This window comes from Runella aurantiaca, assembly GCF_003339505.1.
Classification (GTDB): Bacteria; Bacteroidota; Bacteroidia; order Cytophagales; family Spirosomataceae; genus Runella; species Runella aurantiaca.
Window position 1 is genome coordinate 147874 of sequence record NZ_QPIW01000004.1, and the last position, 16624, is coordinate 164497.

The window sequence follows — 16624 nt, forward strand, 5'->3', positions numbered from 1 at the left end:
TCATTTAAAAAGAAACTGTGGTATGAGCATCAGACCTTTACTACTAAATATATTGCTTATAGGAATCGTTGGGATGGCCTTCAATGCCTGTAAGAAAAACGAAGAGCCGACAACGGTGCCCGTCGCAAAAGCCTCGTTTGAGTTAATTCAGGAACGCATTTTTACGCCTACCTGTGCCACTTCGGGCTGCCACGCTTCGGAGCAAGAATCCAGCTTCAGCCAACATGGTTTGGTGCTTGCCACGGGTAAATCCTACGATTATTTATTCAATAAAGACCCTAAAAATCAGAATGCGGTGGAAGATAAGTTGAAGCGTGTCTTGCCGTATTTTTCGCTGCAAAGTTTACTTTTTCACAAACTTAACTGGGAGGGTGGCGCGCACCACGGCGGCAAAAGCTACGGTACGCCCATGCCCCTAAATGGAAAAGCCCTCTATAAAGGCCAAATTGAATTTATTCGGCGTTGGATTGAGGCGGGCGCACCTCGCACTGGTGCCGTGGCCGATACGGTACTGTTGGCGGATAAAACACCAAGTTTTTAGGTTTATTTTGATTGACTCTAAATAAAGAGCATAAAATCGCGTATATTTGCCGTGATGATTAGTGAAGCAACCTACATAAACGAACTTTACACCAATTCAAAAGGCACGACCTATCAATGTGATCGTTCGGCCCGAATTATGGTAGAATTTGCAGGGTATAAAATGGCTTTCAGAATCAACGATTTTCTGAATTTTAAGCAGAAAGTCGACAAAGTAGATTTACACGCGATGATTTTCAACCTTTCGGACGAATATGACTTTGAAGTCATTGAGGCCCCGCAAGCAAATCTTTCGCTAAAATTAGCCCTTTGTGACTTGGTCCACTTGCGTGAATTGCTGGAAGGGACTAAATTTATGCTTGAATTGAATAGCCTGCTCTACGAGCGTATTTACAACGTGCCCGCCTACGTTTAATCCATCACCATTTCTGACTGTTTGAAAGGTTTGCCGCCCACGGGTGCAGACTCATTATTTCACACTTTATTGGTCAGGAATGAAATCAGTCTACGAATTTTTGAACGGTTATTTTGACCGAGTTTTTGTGGTCACCCTAAGGCGTGCCGCTGACCGACAGGAGGCTATAAAACAGCATCTTGAGGGGTTAAACTATGAGCTCTTTTGGGCGGTAGATAAAAATGACTTTACCCTGTCAGACTCCATTAAGTCGGGCGTGTATGATGAAGCCAAAGCGGTAAAATTCAATCGTCATAGGCACAGCAAATTATCGTTGGGTGAAATCGCCTGCGCTTGGTCGCACCGAAATCTTTACGAAAAAATTGTACAAGAAGGCCACGAACGCGTGCTGATTTTTGAAGACGACGTGGTGCCTAAACTTCAGATGCTGGAACTGCTGCTTACGACAATGAATCAACTGCCTGAACATTGGGAGTTGGTGTATCTTGGTTTTTTGAAAAATGAAGAAATAACGCCGAAACATTGGCGTAAAAAGCAGTTTTATAAATTGTTGGCAACTTTCCGAGCTTACAAGTGGCTCACCCGCCACCACGTCAATAATTTATATCCAAAACCTTACTCGGCCAATTTACGCATTGCTGGTTTGCACGATTGTACGCACGCGTATGCTGTATCAAAATCGGCGGCTGAAAAACTCCTGAAAGCACAAACCCCTCTGTATTCAAGAGCCGATGAACTGATGACGCACGAGGTAATCAGAGGTAATCTTGCCGCCTTTATTTGCCGCCCCACCTTTTTTGATCAGGAAGATTTTGCGAGGGGGCACGCTAACGCAGATTCCTATATTTGGTCGTAGAAAAATGTAAATCAGGATGAATAGAGTCCAGAAAAAAGGGAAATCAAACCCATTCGCTATTCGGCGATGTAAGTACGACTTCCCCTTTTTCTCAACGATTTATGAAGCAGAAGCGAGTTTTTTGACTTCTATGTAGAATCCTCGGTCTACGTCAAGCGCGGATGATTTTTTAACTTTTATGGACTTCCATTGGGTCGTCGGTTTCAGGGTTTTCCATTCGCCGTTTTCAGCTTTATACTTGATTGGCATGTCAAATCCTTCGACTACGTTGTTCCAACGGTACGAAAGTTTCTTTTTCTCGATGTGGTACTCAAGTACTGGAATCCGAATATCACGCAGGTATTGGTCAAACACTTTGCTCAGGTTGATACCCGCTTCGTTGCTGATGTAGTCCTCAATTTGCTGGGTTGTAACGGTTTGGTGATAAAACGTTTTGTTCATTCCGCGCAGGATGCCGCGCCATTTCTCGTCGTTGTTGATGATTTGACGAATCGTGTGTAGCATATTGCCGCCTTTGTAGTACATGTCGCCCGAGCCACTGCGGTTTACGTTGTAGGTGCCGATAATAGGCTTGTCATTACGAATCAATTTTCGGCAGCCAATCACGTAGTCGCTACCCGCTTCTTTACCGTAGTAATATTCAGTATACAGGTTTTCGGAATAGTTAGTAAAACTCTCGTGAATCCACATATCCGCTTGGTCTTTGTAGGTAATATTGTTGGCGTACCATTCATGTCCAGATTCATGAATAATAATAAAATCCCATTTTAGGCCCCAGCCCGTGGCGGATAAATCTCGGCCCAAATAGCCATTTTTGTATCCGTTGCCGTAGGTGACCGAGCTTTGATGCTCCATGCCCAAGTAAGGGACCTCAACGAGCTTGTAGCTGTCTTCGTAAAAAGGGTAGGGACCAAACCAATGTTCAAAAGCGCGCAGCATGGGTTTTGTCTGCTGAAATTGAGTTTTGGCTTTGTCAAGGTTTTCGGCGAGTGCGTAAAACGATAAATCCAGCGTACCTTTTTCGCCATTCAGCGTATCAGTCCACGCCACGTAGTTGCCGATGTTGACATTCACACCGTAATTATTAATGGGGTTCTGAACGTACCAGTCAAAGGTGCGCGTACCGTCGAGATTCTCGGTAATGCTCCGCAAGCGGCCGTTTGAAATATCCATTAAGGGCTTAGGTACCGTCACGCTGATGCGCATACTGTCGGGTTCATCGTACATGTGGTCTTTGCAGGGCCACCAGACGCTGGCACCCAACCCTTGGCAAGAAGTAGCGACAAAAGGCAGTCCGTCTTTGTCTTTTTTCCACGAAAATCCGCCATCCCATGGGGCGCGTTTGGCTACGTGTGGGCGGCCGTTGTACTCTATGACCAACGATTCTTGTTTTTGGGCTTCCTGTTTTTTGACTAAATCAATGAAAAACGCGTTGCCGTCGCGGCGAAAAGAGAGCGTTTGCCCATCTTGCGTTACGCGGCTGATGTTCATCGGACGCTGTAAGTCAATTTGGAGGGTTTGGTAAGGTTGGAGTACTTTGTAGCGCACCGTTACGCTGCCGTTGAGTGTGCTGTCTTGGGGTTGAACGCGGACATTGAGGTGATAAAACTGCAAATCCCACCAAGCGCGTTCTTTGGTAATACTGCCACGAAGGGTGTCATCATGGGTAAAAATATAGGTTTGGGCGGAGGCGGCAAGCTGAAGTAAAAAAACAAGCGCAAAGGTGTAGAGGACTTTCATAGGAAACGGTAGATTAAAAGCCTTTTTGGGTGTTAGGTGTTGATGATTGTTTTTGGTCGGACAATAATACCGTTTTCAGGGCACAAAAAAAATCCGAACGGGAAGCCCAATCGGATTTTAAATCTTTACTCAACGTTATGAAAAACTCTATTGTTAAGACGTCGAGTGATGTGGTTGGTTACATTTTTTTTTATTTTTTTTGAAAATATTTAGCGAATGCTATTTTAAAAGAATTTTATTGAAATGTAACTATAAGATTATTAGGCAATTACGACGCAGTCGCCGCGCTCTACCTCGTGTTCAATTTTTTTGTATTTCACATCTTTTACCACGCGACCGTCGCGGTATTGCACCGTTACTTTTTGATTACGGTCGGCAATTTTGATGGTACGCACAGGTGCTTGCTTTTCTGCCTGACGGGCGGCGTAGGCATTAGGCCCGCCGCCAGTGGTTTCTTCTTCGGTTTCGTCGTCGTGGCGGTTGGTCTGCAATTGCGGCTCAGTGCGGCGCGTTGGGCGTGGTGCTTGCTGTGGTGCTTCCTCCTGCGGAATGTGCGCTTTCATTAAGAAACTGATGGTTTCAAAATTCACTTTTGTCATCAGTCGTTTGAACAACTCTACGGATTCGAACTTATAGATCAACAAGGGGTCTTTCTGCTCGTAGGCGGCATTTTGTACCGATTGTTTCAAATCGTCCATGTCGCGCAGGTGCTCTTTCCATTCTTGGTCGATAAGCGAAAGTACTACAAATTTCTCCATTTCGTGGATAATCTCGCGGCCATTGGTCTCGATGGCTTTTTGGAGATTCACGCCGATTTGGGTTCCCTTGATGCCATCCGTAAACGGAATTACAATCTCATTGATGGTGGCGCCACGCTCGGCCGATATTTGTTTCAACACGGGCAATACCTGTTCTGCAATGACTTTGTTTTTGGTCAGATAGTGCTTTTCTGCCGCGTCGTAAAGGCGCTGAGTACGTTGCTCGGGCTTGAGCTTGGCGTATTCTTCGCGGGTAAATGGAGGCTCAATGCCAAAATTGGTAATGGCCGCCAATTCAAGTTCTTCGTAATTATCTTCTGTATTGGTCAGCGCTTCGTTGGCTACGTCGTACATGGTATCGGCAATATCAATGGCCAAACGGTCGCCAAATAGGGCATTGCGGCGGCGTTTGTAGATATTTTCGCGTTGCATGTTCATGACGTCGTCATATTCCAATAAGCGTTTACGCGTTCCGAAGTTGTTTTCCTCCACTTTTTTCTGCGCTCGCTCGATGGATTTTGACACCATAGAGTGCTGAATCACTTCGCCTTCTTCCAGACCCATGCGGTCCATCACGCCAGCAATCCGGTCAGAACCGAACATACGCATCAGGCCGTCTTCCAACGACACAAAGAACTGCGACGAACCTGGGTCACCCTGGCGACCGGCCCGTCCGCGCAACTGACGGTCAACGCGACGGCTTTCGTGGCGCTCGGTACCGATGATGGCCAATCCACCCGCTGCTTTCGACTCGGCGGTCAGCTTGATGTCGGTACCCCGACCTGCCATGTTGGTGGCGATGGTCACGGTGCCGGGCTTTCCTGCTTCCGACACAATCTCGGCTTCGCGTTGGTGCTGCTTAGCGTTCAATACTTGGTGTGGAATCTTGCGTAGGGTAAGCATTCGGCTCAACAACTCCGAGTTTTCGACCGAAGTTGTACCCACCAGTACTGGACGCCCTTTGCCAACGAGTTCGACGATTTCGTCTACTACGGCGTTGTATTTTTCGCGTACCGAACGGTACACTTTGTCTTCTTCGTCTTTCCGAACGGCGGGGATGTTGGTCGGGATGCTTACCACGTCCAATTTATAAATGGTCCAGAATTCTCCCGCTTCGGTTTCGGCCGTACCCGTCATACCGCAAAGTTTGTGGTACATACGGAAGTAGTTTTGTAGCGTTACGGTGGCGTAGGTTTGGGTAGCGTCTTCTACTTTTACGTTTTCTTTGGCTTCTACGGCTTGGTGCAAACCGTCTGACCAACGGCGGCCTTCCATGATACGGCCCGTTTGCTCATCCACGATTTTGACCTTTCCGTCCATAATCACGTAATCCACATCTTTCTCAAAAAGCGAGTAGGCTTTCAACAATTGTTGAATCGTGTGGACACGCTGCGTCTTGATTGAATAGTCACGAATGACTTCCTCTTTGCGAATCAGTTTCTGCTGGTCGTTAAGTTCAGGGTCTTTATCAATGATATTTAACTCAATGGATAAGTCTGGCATCACAAAAAAGGCGGTGTCTTCGCTTTCACCAGTGATGTAGTCTAATCCTTTTTCTGTTAACTCAATGCTGTTGTTTCTTTCTTCAATCGTGAAATACAACGGAGCATCGGCCTGCGGCATCAGTTTTTGGTTTTCGGCCAAATAAATTTTCTCGGTTTCCTGCATCAGGGTTTTCATCCCCGTTTCACTCATAAATTTGATGAGTGGTTTGTATTTTGGAAAACCGCGATGGGCGCGGAACAGCGCCAAACCACCTTCTTTCTTGTCGCCAGCCGCAATTTTCTTTTTGGCTTCGTTGAGCAAATCCGTTACGAGGCGTTTTTGGGCATCCACAATGCGCGCCACGCGGGGCTTGAGTTCGGCAAAATCCTGCTCGTCGCCGCGCGGTACTGGACCGCTGATGATGAGTGGCGTACGGGCGTCGTCGACCAACACGGAGTCAACCTCATCGACCATCGCAAAATGGTGCTTGCGTTGTACCAATTCCTCGGGGCTGTGCGCCATGTTGTCGCGGAGGTAGTCAAAGCCAAACTCGTTGTTGGTTCCGTAGGTAATATCGGCCAAATACGCCTGACGACGCGCAAAGGTATTGGGCTGGTGGCGGTCGATACAATCGACGCGCAACCCGTGAAATTCAAACAAAGGACCGTTCCACTCGCTGTCGCGACGGGCCAGATAGTCGTTGACGGTTACAATATGTACTCCCTGCCCCGCCAGGGCATTCAAGAAGGCAGGCAAGGTAGCAACGAGCGTTTTACCTTCTCCCGTGGCCATCTCGGCGATTTTTCCTTGGTGTAGCACCGTTCCCCCGATGATTTGAACATCATAGTGAACCATGTTCCATTTGATAGGGTGTCCGGCTACATCCCAAGTAGTATTCCAAATGGCTTTTTCGCCGTTGATGGTGATGTGGTTTTTCTTGACGGCCAATTCGTGGTCAATGAACGAAGCCGTCACCTCAATGGATTCGTTCTCGGTAAAGCGCCGCGCCGTTTCTTTCACAATGGCGAAAGCAGTGGGCAGAATATGCAGCAAAACTTTTTCCAGTTCTTTGTCGCGCTCTAAGCCCAGGGCGTCAATTTGCTTGAAAATCTCTTCTTTGGCATCCACATCCATCTCGACATCGTCGGTGATGCGTTGGCGCAAAGCGGCGATTTGATCATCTATGGTTTTAAGCTGGCCCGCAATGTATGTTTTGAGTTCTTGGGTCGCATTACGCAGTTCATCGTGGCTGAGGTTACGTAGTTTGGCAAATTCAGTATTTACTTTTTCTACGTATGGGGAGAGTTCTTTCAAATCGCGATCGGCCTTCGTCCCGAACAATCCCGTAAAACTTTTAGTGAGGAATTTTATCATTTCAAAATGGTAATTTTCAGTTTCTTAACTACTTAGTTGGAAGACATTTTCTCAATGCCTTTTTTAATGCCTTTACTTAAGTGAATGTTGGTGTTTCTAACATTTTGACCCTTGGTTCTAGATACTACCCATATAATCAGGGCTCATAGATGTCAAGTTATACTTCGTTAGCTGGTTTCACCAATATCGCGCCCATGCCCTTGTTTTTTTCGCAAAGTTAGCTTTTTGTCAATAGTTTAATAACAATATTCGCGCTACAATATTTTATTAGGACAAAATGGCAGTGAAACAAAAATGCGCTGACAGGTTGCCAATGGGTTTTTTACCTATATAATAAACGGTAATCGGGTTTAAAAGAAGTAATTATAAGACCTAAATTACTTCTATAAGCCAAGACACTAAACGCCTATTTACCATGTTAAAACAAACCGCTTCTATTCTCTTTTTAGTACTTTCTGGCTTTTTTGCCAACGCCCAATCTCCCAACACGCTTTCGGCACAGGAAAAAAGAGAAGGCTGGCAACTGCTTTTCAACGGCAAAGACGTCAGCGGTTGGCATTCTTACGGAACTAAGGGCATTGGCTCGGCGTGGATTGTGGAGCAGGGCGCATTGAAACTGAACGTTCCCCAACGCGCGGGCAACAAAGCTCCCAACGGCGGCGATATTGTAAGCGAAGTGCCCATCACTGGCGATTTTGAATTTAAGGCCGATTGGAAAGTAAGCCCGTTGGCCAACAGTGGTATTTTCTTTTTTGTCAAAGAGGCGGCTCAATACAAAAATATGCACGATACGGGGCTGGAATTGCAGATACTTGACGATAAAATTTACGAAGGAGCTGCGGAAAACAAACACCGCGCAGGCGATTTTTTTGGTGTTGCCAACGCCCGCATTCGGGAAATAAATCCTGTGGGCGAATGGAATTCGGTAGTGTTTAGCGTCCGTAAAAAGAAATTGACTGTAACCCTCAATGGCTTTGTGGTGCAAGAACACGATTTGGCAAGCGCCGATTGGAAGCAGCGCGTGGCGGGTAGCGGATTAAAAAACGCCCCGATTGCTCAGGGCGTTTTTACTGGATTGTTGGGTTTGCAGGATTGGGGCAGCACGGTTTGGTACCGCAATCTCAAACTTAGAAAGTTATAGGAACTTCCACGATGGTATTGTCCCAACCCATGCGCATGATGGCGTCGGTGCCTTTGGGGAATTGGATGGAAAAATGCTCAATCGGGGCCTCTGTCGATTTCTTTGCAGGCACCGTAAAGCGTGCCACATCGTTGGCCTCTTTGTATTTAAACGCCCCCCAATAATCGAGGTCAGAATTCAGAATGATGGTCCACTCGTTTTCTCCGGGGATAGTGAAGAGCGAATACGTACCCGCTTTTACTTTTTTGCCTTGAATGGTGGCGTCTTGATAAAACTTAATCTCGGCATTTTCGTTGGCGCCCGTACGCCATACTTTACCGTAAGGGATTAGTTTGCCAAATACTTCACGGCCATTTTTGGCGGGGCGGCTGTAAGTGACCCGCACGAGGGCTTTTTCACCATCTTTGCGGTCGTGGGCAAAATTGTCAGGGAAATAAGCGTAGTCCAGAGAACTTTTGTCAACGGCTCTAAAACCTTGCGCGTAGGCTCCCAATGCGAGTAAACTTAACAGGCAATAAATGAGGCTGGTCTTTTTCATTGTATTTGTTTTTAGAAATTAAAGATTATTATTGGAAAAAAGGAAGAACGGAACAAGGAGAACGAAAATACAAAACTAACTTTGAACAATCCTTTTTCCGTATTCCTTTTTTCCGTTTTCCATATCATCGCATACTTGGGCGGGGCAACACGGGCAGGCTTTCGTGCCCTTCTTCGCCCACAGCTTGCACCGCAAAAAAGTAATTGTCTTTGGAATACGGCAAGGTTAGGCCGTTTTTGTCCGTAAAAAACTTCTTTTGCCAAAACGGCATGTGCGTTTCGCGCATGAGCACGTAGTAGCCTTTTACTTTGCCAGCCTTTGGCGTTTGCCAAAAAAGAGAGGTAGTATTGGTGAGATTGCGGGCTTCGAGCGTCACGTTTTGGGGCATGGCGGGTGCTTTGGCTAAGTTGGCCAGCGATGCTAAATTGAGGCAAGTGTTTTTGCGCAAGTACTCAAAATCCATGTTTTTGGCATAATCGCCGTATTCTACGCCTTTTTCAGTACGCAAATCTTGGTGTTGGTTGTTGAAGTTTTCGTTCATTTCGGTGATACGTACCGCCGCAAAATCACGATTGACAAACGGCGTATGGTCGCCGCTGCGCAGGTAGCGGTCGTTGCGGTAGATAAGCCGCACTTCCAGATTATCGACGTAACGTTCGCCCACTTCTTTTACATAACGGGCCAATGTACGGGCCTTGCCGTCGTTTTCGGCCCCGTATTGCCGCACGCCCGCCGCGCGTTTGTCGGTCTCAAAGCCCGATAAACCTTCGCTAAAAATTCGGATTTTGGTGTTGTCAATCAGGCGGGTGTCGGGGCTGTGGTTGGAGCCCATGATGTCGTTGTTGAGCAAAGCTTCGAGGTTCCATTTTTCGTTTACGGCGCGCTCGGCCAAATGGTTGGCCCCCAATAAACCTTGCTCTTCTCCGCTGACGGTCACAAAAATGATGGTGGCTGGAAAGGAATATTTGCTCATCACACGCGCCAATTCAATCACGGCGGCGGTGCCGCTGCCGTCGTCGTTGGCCCCAGGGGCGTCAGATTCGCGGTTACTGACGTTGCTCACGCGGCTGTCAATGTGCCCGCTGACCATAAAAATACGGTCGTCGTTGGGGTCAGTGCCTTTGAGGGTGGCCATTACGTTGCCGATTTCCTGCTGTTGATCCACACGCCGTCCGTCGGGTTGGAGCATCCATGTATCAATGGTGGCCGTCATTCGTCCGCCAGATTGTTTGGCAAATTCATTGAAACGACTCAGAACCCATTTTCGTGCCGCGCCAATCCCGCGTTTGGGGTCGGAGACGGTGCTCATGGTGTGGCGAGTGCCAAAGCTAACGAGCTTGTCGATGTGACTACGCAGGCTGTCGGGCGAGACCTCTGCCAGCATGGCCGAAATCATCGGGTCGCGCTGGATGACCTGTTGAGCAGAACCATTAAAAGCCAAAAGGGTGCAGAGTAGGAGGAGAGTAGTTGTTCTTTTCATACGGTTTGATTGAAGGTTGATAATAAAGTAACTTACGGCAACGCCGAAAAGTTAATCGTCGGAATTCTATTTGCGGCATCCCTCCTAAATGTGCCGTCGAGCGGGACAAAATCGTTGAAAAAACCGCAGTTGCGCAGGTAAAAGCTGCCATTGGAAAGGCCGCCCGCGTAATCTTTTCGGTAGTTTTTGCGGGCGGTGTTGTCGCCCGTAAATTTGGCTTCGGTGAGTTCTTTCCATTGTCCTGCTGTGGTACGAACCCATTGATTACTGTACAACCCCATTCGGCTAGTGTTACCCGTTTCGGGGATGAAATTTTCCAGAAATGAATGCAAAGATTTTAAGTACGTAGACGTTTTTGGGCGTTTGAAACTTGCAATCAATCGCCATTTATTTTCTTCTGGGGCAAAAAAGTAAGCGGTATAAGCAGTGTAATTGTCGGCTGTGGGTTTGCCTTGGAGCAAAAATTTGTAGGTATTTCCCGCCTTCCAGTTGTATTTCAGGTAACTCTGCCCGCCTGCGCCTTCGTTGCCAAATTCGCCCGTGTAGACATCAGGCCCTTTTTTGAGCATCACTATTTTTTGTTCATCGGGAATGGCATTGGGGTTATCGGTTTCGAAGGGGCTCCACACTGAAAACAAAATCCGCCGCTCGGTGGGAGAATTGACCTGAATGCCAAAATACCCTTCCTTAAAACCATTGGCCATAAAATAAGAACCCATGACGTCCTGACCTTGGGGAATGGTAAGTTCATTGTAAAACCATTCAATGTCTTCATTGGCGGGCAGTGGGTAATTCAAGTGGACGGATGGCCCACGACGTCCCCAATAAAAATATTCGCCGACATTGTTTTTCACAAAAACGGTTTCGGTATTGACAGCACTTCCGCTCACACTGATGCTTTGTGCCGCGCCAAACGTCGCGCCTGTTTTAGAAATGCCTTGTAAATCAATGCTTAAATAGCCAGGTTCTTTGATTGCCCATTCGCCAACAAAATATTCCTGCGTTCCTTCTGAAGCAATCATAACGGGTAGCGTTTTGCCCGCCACCGCAACGGTGGCTTTACTTTCTCCGTTGGCCGTGATCGTGACGGAAACCTTCAATTTTCCTGCCTGATTTACCCTCAAAAATGTTCGACAAATGGTGGAGGGATTAGTCCATTGCTCAAACCCATTTTTGGTTATCTTCTCCGATTTAATGGCGTTGATGAGCCACGCATTTCCGCCGATGGGGATAGTTTGTTTATTGTCTTCGTGGCCGTTGGGAATCGTTTGCGAAGTAGCTCGGCAACTGATGAAGAAGACCGCAACGATGAAACAAATGATTTTAGAGGGAGAAGTCATCAGAGAAGGAGTTGGTTTTAGTTCTTGCAAAAAAAGACGGTTTGCTGATAAAACTAATGGACTTAAATTGCCGGTTACGTGTCGTTATAACTATTGGTTATAAAAGATAGGTTTTTATGATTGGCGCATGAATCAAGTATAATTTACTTTTGGGCACAAATTAAGAAACAAAGCACAAAAAGCGATTAGATAAGTTCTTATTGGCTAAACGTACAAATAATTACCAAAGGTTATGATTACAACAGATGTATGCATCATTGGCGCGGGGCCAGTTGGTTTGTTCAGCGTGTTTGAAGCAGGTTTATTGAAAATGCGGTGCCATCTGATTGATGCCTTGCCGCAAATAGGCGGACAGTTGTCAGAAATTTATCCCCAAAAGCCCATTTATGATATTCCTGGCTATCCCACCATCAAGGCGCAGGAGTTGGTGGATAATCTAATGCTGCAAATTGCCCCCTTTAATCCTAGTTTTACCTTGGGAGAACGGGTCGAAGCCATTGATAAACAGGGAGATGGCTCAATGATTGTCAAGACAGCTGACGCTACCGAAGTGCATTGCCAGGTGGTGGTCATTGCGGGCGGATTGGGGTGCTTTGAGCCCCGCAAACCAGAGATTGCCGGTTTGGAGCATTTTGAAGGGAAAGGCGTAGCTTACATGGTGAAAAATCCCGAAAAATTCAGAAACAAAGAAATTGTCATTGCGGGTGGCGGCGACTCGGCGTTGGATTGGACGGCGTATCTGGCCGACATCGCCAAGACCACGACCCTGATTCATCGCAGCGATACGTTCAGAGGAGCGCCCGACTCGGCCGAAAAAGTGTTTGCGTTGGCCGAGCAGGGGAAAATTAACCTCATTTTACAATCAAATGTGGTGAGTTTGAACGGTAATGGGCACCTGAAAGAAGTGGTGGTGGCGGGTAAAGACAAAAATAGCTACGCGGTGCCTTCTGACTATTTTATTCCGCTGTTTGGCTTAAGTCCCAAACTGGGGCCGATTGCTGAGTGGGGTCTGAACATCAATAAATCAGCGATTGAGGTAAACACTTTGGACTATTCCACGAATGTGGAGCGTATCTACGCAATTGGCGACATCAACACCTATCCTGGGAAACTCAAACTCATTTTGACGGGCTTTCACGAGGCGGCTATGATGTGCCAAAGCGCCTTCAAATTTGTGTATCCCAACCAACATCTCAGTTTTAAATATACGACGGTCAACGGGGTGAACGCTTTTTAACTACCTTACAGATACTACAAAAATGATACAATTCACCATAGAAGATAGAATAGGGGAGCGTCAAACGCTCGAAATTCCCGAAGGCATTGGCTTAAATTTAATGGAAGTCTTAAAGGCCTCTGAGTACAACATCTTGGCTACCTGCGGTGGCATGGCGCTGTGCGCTACCTGTCACGTTGAAATTTTGGACGGTGGCGACAGCCTGACTCCCGTCAGTGATGCCGAACTGGATATTTTGGACACCCTGCCCTCGGCCACTTCGTGCAGCCGTTTGGCGTGTCAGTTGCGTGTGGATGAAACCATGGTAGGGACTACTTTCAAGATTCGCGGCGAAGAGCATTAATGCTTCCTGCTATCGTCTTACTCCCTCACCACTTCGCGGTGAGGGAGTATTTTTTTTATGCCTATTTTTTAAAATATTTTCTAAAATAAATTCGGGTAAGTGTCTAATTATCAGCATGTAAAATGTATTGTTCAAAATACTTTCTAAAATTGTTCATAATGCCTGCTACGTTGGTCACTTTAATCGTATATACGTCTTAACATGTTTTTAACAAGCAGGGTGTGGTGACGTCAAAACCATTCTGTGTTAAAGGGCCTGTTTTTGTAAATCTTTCCACTCATTATAAACGCTCTCCAACAATGAAGGCATTACTAAAAAACCTCGTACCTGTTCTTTTGATGACGATTGGAATGACGATTAACAGCTACTCGGCTAGCTCTGGCTCAGAGAAAACTTCGACGTCAACAATGACCCCCGCGCAAGCGGAGGCAATGATGAAACGCTTGGAAGAAATTAAAGCAATGGAACCCGACAATTTGACCCGCAGCGAGCGCAAAGCCGTGCGGAAGGAAGTAAAGGGAATCAAAAAAGCAATGGCGGCCAATAACGGTGTTTATCTTTCTGTTGGTGCCATTATTATCATCGTGTTGTTGCTGATTTTGATTCTTTAATCCGAACTTTCAGCGGTATCATTCACCAGTTTAAGACTCCAAACAAAAGCGTCGCCATGATTAGATGGCGACGCTTTTGTTTGGATGAACGGGTAAGTTTAGTTGCACTTTGCCAACTGGTCGGCGTAAGGTTTTGTGTCAATTTTTGCGGCCTTCGCAATCTTCAGGGCTTCCTGAGCGGCCTTTTTACCTTCGGCTTTTTTTCCTGTTCTGAGATAGGCTTTTGACAAATCATTGTACAAGTCGGCCAGCTTATCTTTGGTATGGTTGGCGTTGGAAGTTTTAAATAATTTAGCCCCGTCGTTTACCCACAAAATCAAAGAAGGTACGTAAGAGTTTTCGGTCGCTTTTTCGTTGAAAAGACGAACAATATAAGAGTAGTCCAAAAAATCCATCGTGGTAATTTTACGGTATTCGTTGAAACGGGCAGTGGCGGCTGGGGTATTTTTTTCGCGGAAATGCGCTTCCAATTCCTTCAAGAGCGTGCGCGGAGCAACCACTTTGGCGGGATTGCCGAGTTTAATCATTGCTTCCCGCATGGCCACCACTTCCGACGCCTTGAGGCTGTTGGTACGCGGCCCGTAAAGTGTGTTGTAAATGATGGCTTCGGCGGCGTCTTTGACCGCTTTTGGATTTTCGGCGTTATTGTATTTCTGATATTTGGGCAGGTTGGCAAAAAAATGTTTGGCCAGCGGGTTCTGGAAGTCGTTGATTAACCGTGAAATAATGTAAAAACCGTTGGCGCTTTCCATGTCGGCGGGTTTGGTGAGCAACTTGGCAAAATCGTTACCGATTTGACTTTGGCGCGTTATGTCTTTGGTGGCTTTGGCATATTTGCCATAATTGACCAAAAACTCAAGTCCGCGTTCACCTTTAGCGTAGCGGGCGGCGTAGTTGCTCGTGCGCAGCGTAGGAGTGAGGGCTTCGTTTCCGTGTTTAATGACTTCGGTAATAAATTCGGCGCGGTTGGGGCGCTCAGCAGGAGCCGCTTGGTGAATCAATTGGCCGTTGGCATCAAAAAAGAAAAACAAGGGAAATTCGGGATAAGTAATGCCTTTTTGCAGTTGTAATTCCTTAGAAATGGGCGAATTGGCTTCTATTTTACTGCTCACAAAGGCAGGATTGAAAAACTCGCCAACCTTTTTTTCTTGCAATACGGGGGCCAACGCCGCGCAGTGAGGACAACCGTTGAGGTACACTTCCACCATCAACAGCTTGTTTTGCTGACGAGCCAAGTTGACCAATTGCTGAAAATTACCTTCTTCAAATTTGATGCCCTGACTCAAAACTGGAAAAAACAAAAAGGAAAAAACAAGGGAAAACAACGTAGATTTCATGAGAATAGAACAAATGATAAAATGGATTTGGGGCAGCATTAGCGGTGTCTGCATGCACAAAACTTGATTCTTTGCCAACGTGCTGGAAAATTAACGGATTTATATCAAATAACGTACCATTTTGTTTAATTAGAACTGGTGATGGGCGGAGGTAAGCGGTACGCGGCCCCGCCCCTACGATTCTTTTCCCAAAAAAAGAAAGTATGGATTTCGTTCCTGTTTTCGGCAAATTTCTATCTTTGCCTTACGAGAAATTACTGTCATTACCCCCTGTGACTATTTTTTACCAATCCGTTCGTCAGTTAATTTGACGAACTCTGCCCCGTATCTCATCAAGTTCGTTAATTTTGCGGTTGTTCACTGACTGTGTATAGGCGTAAGCAATCTTTTTTTGCTTATCAAAAGTCTCAATCAAGCAGAGGCAAAGCGATGATTGTGCCTTTGCGGGTGTTGTCACCCGCAAATTATATTGGGGCAAACGCAAGGCTTGCCCCTACTAAATATTAAAAAATGTATCATAATCCTGTATTACTGGAGGAGTGTCTGGAAGGTTTGGCAATTCGTCCCGAGGGCGTTTATGTAGATGTGACATTTGGCGGGGGAGGGCATTCAAAGGCCATTTTGGCACAGCTCGGAGAAAAAGGTCGTCTGTTTGCTTTTGACCAAGACCCCGACGCCCGGGCCAATGCCGAAGCGATTGATGATAAGCGTCTTACGTTTGTGGATGCTAATTTTCGTCTTCTTCAAAAATACCTACGCTTGTACGGCGTTAAGCAAGTGGATGGAATTTTGGGAGACTTGGGGGTTTCGTCGCACCAATTTGACACGCCCGAGCGCGGTTTTTCGACGCGTTTTGAGGCCAACTTAGACATGCGCATGAACCCGCGTGGTGGCGTCTCGGCGCGTGATATTGTCAATGGTTATTCGGCCGAAGAATTACACCGTATTTTTGGCATGTATGGTGAGTTACAAAATGCCAAAACGGCCGCTTTGGCGGTGGTGGCAGCCCGCGCCAACGGACCACTCGAAACCGTGAATGATTTGAAGGCAAGCCTCCAACGCTGCGTGCCGAGAGGGAAAGAAAACAAATATTTTGCGCAAGTATTTCAAGCGCTGCGCATTGAAGTAAATGACGAAATGGGTGCATTGCAGGATTTTTTGACGCAATCGGCAGAAGTACTCAAAGTCAAAGGTCGGTTGGTGGTGATGTCGTATCATTCGCTGGAAGACCGGTTGGTGAAAAATTTTATCGGCAAAGGCAAGTTTTACGGAGAAGTAGAAAAAGATTTGTTTGGCAATGACCTTAAACCTTTGCAGTCAGTCACGCGTAAACCCATTGAAGCATCAGCCGAAGAGATTGCCAAAAACTCCCGCGCACGCAGCGCAAAACTGCGTATCGCAGAAAAATTGTAAGTCATCAAGTAGCAAT

The 16624-nt window shown here is 46.5% G+C and carries 14 protein-coding genes; 8 read left to right on the forward strand and 6 right to left on the reverse strand.

All coding sequences use genetic code 11. The features are described 5' to 3' along the window. Nucleotides 1-22 precede the first annotated feature (22 nt). The 3 genes from DVG78_RS07515 to DVG78_RS07525 all read left to right on the forward strand — a co-directional run bounded on the left by DVG78_RS07515 (nt 23) and on the right by DVG78_RS07525 (nt 1811). Complete coding sequence (locus DVG78_RS07515) at nt 23-541, forward strand: hypothetical protein (RefSeq protein ID WP_147277014.1); 519 nt, start codon at nt 23-25, stop codon at nt 539-541. Between the two features lie 54 nt (nt 542-595). Beyond that, nucleotides 596-955: a hypothetical protein gene (locus DVG78_RS07520; RefSeq protein ID WP_114460482.1), complete on the forward strand. Its 360-nt coding sequence runs from the start codon at nt 596-598 to the stop codon at nt 953-955. 79 nt (nt 956-1034) lie between these two features. After that, nucleotides 1035-1811 carry a glycosyltransferase family 25 protein gene (locus tag DVG78_RS07525; RefSeq protein ID WP_114460483.1) on the forward strand — a complete coding sequence of 259 codons (777 nt, stop codon included), beginning with the start codon at nt 1035-1037 and terminating at the stop codon, nt 1809-1811. A gap of 99 nt (nt 1812-1910) precedes the next feature. On the opposite strand, the gene DVG78_RS07530 is transcribed toward DVG78_RS07525, so the two are convergent. Both DVG78_RS07530 and secA read right to left on the reverse strand, forming a co-directional pair. Beyond that, on the reverse strand, nt 1911-3551 hold the full coding sequence (locus DVG78_RS07530) for a M1 family metallopeptidase (RefSeq protein ID WP_114460484.1): 1641 nt from the start codon (nt 3549-3551) through the stop codon (nt 1911-1913). Between the two features lie 260 nt (nt 3552-3811). Then, nucleotides 3812-7168 carry a preprotein translocase subunit SecA gene (secA, locus tag DVG78_RS07535; protein ID WP_114460485.1) on the reverse strand — a complete coding sequence of 1119 codons (3357 nt, stop codon included), beginning with the start codon at nt 7166-7168 and terminating at the stop codon, nt 3812-3814. 415 nt (nt 7169-7583) lie between these two features. Between secA and DVG78_RS07540 the strand changes: the two genes are divergently transcribed. Beyond that, entirely contained in the window at nt 7584-8309 is a 726-nt protein-coding gene (locus DVG78_RS07540) for a 3-keto-disaccharide hydrolase (protein WP_114460486.1), read from the forward strand. Here the strand turns inward: DVG78_RS07540 and DVG78_RS07545 are convergent. From DVG78_RS07545 to DVG78_RS07555, 3 genes are all read right to left on the reverse strand, one after another. Then, entirely contained in the window at nt 8296-8847 is a 552-nt protein-coding gene (locus DVG78_RS07545; RefSeq protein WP_114460487.1) for a DUF2911 domain-containing protein, read from the reverse strand. The genes DVG78_RS07540 and DVG78_RS07545 overlap by 14 nt on opposite strands. Nucleotides 8848-8971: 124 nt before the next feature. Continuing rightward, complete coding sequence (locus DVG78_RS07550; RefSeq protein WP_114460488.1) at nt 8972-10327, reverse strand: M28 family peptidase; 1356 nt, start codon at nt 10325-10327, stop codon at nt 8972-8974. 32 nt (nt 10328-10359) lie between these two features. Further along, nucleotides 10360-11697 carry a DUF3472 domain-containing protein gene (locus DVG78_RS07555; protein ID WP_229598162.1) on the reverse strand — a complete coding sequence of 446 codons (1338 nt, stop codon included), beginning with the start codon at nt 11695-11697 and terminating at the stop codon, nt 10360-10362. A 202-nt stretch (nt 11698-11899) separates the two neighbouring features. Between DVG78_RS07555 and DVG78_RS07560 the strand changes: the two genes are divergently transcribed. The 3 genes from DVG78_RS07560 (at nt 11900) to DVG78_RS07570 (ending at nt 13858) form a co-directional block, all read left to right on the forward strand. After that, nucleotides 11900-12904 carry an NAD(P)/FAD-dependent oxidoreductase gene (locus DVG78_RS07560; protein ID WP_114460490.1) on the forward strand — a complete coding sequence of 335 codons (1005 nt, stop codon included), beginning with the start codon at nt 11900-11902 and terminating at the stop codon, nt 12902-12904. A 22-nt stretch (nt 12905-12926) separates the two neighbouring features. Then, nucleotides 12927-13247 (forward strand): 2Fe-2S iron-sulfur cluster-binding protein, encoded by a 321-nt coding sequence (locus tag DVG78_RS07565; protein ID WP_114460491.1) that lies wholly within the window; start codon nt 12927-12929, stop codon nt 13245-13247. A gap of 299 nt (nt 13248-13546) precedes the next feature. Beyond that, nucleotides 13547-13858, forward strand: coding sequence for a hypothetical protein (locus tag DVG78_RS07570; protein WP_199563217.1), 312 nt, complete (start codon nt 13547-13549; stop codon nt 13856-13858). A 98-nt stretch (nt 13859-13956) separates the two neighbouring features. Here the strand turns inward: DVG78_RS07570 and DVG78_RS07575 are convergent, their stop codons facing one another. Beyond that, the gene (locus DVG78_RS07575; protein WP_147277015.1) at nt 13957-15249 is read right to left on the reverse strand and encodes a thioredoxin family protein; all 1293 of its coding nucleotides are present in this window, start codon (nt 15247-15249) and stop codon (nt 13957-13959) included. A 456-nt stretch (nt 15250-15705) separates the two neighbouring features. Here DVG78_RS07575 and rsmH point away from each other — a divergent pair, with 456 nt between their 5' ends. After that, nucleotides 15706-16608, forward strand: coding sequence for a 16S rRNA (cytosine(1402)-N(4))-methyltransferase RsmH (gene rsmH / locus DVG78_RS07580; RefSeq protein ID WP_114460493.1), 903 nt, complete (start codon nt 15706-15708; stop codon nt 16606-16608). The last annotated feature ends 16 nt before the right edge of the window (nt 16609-16624 follow it).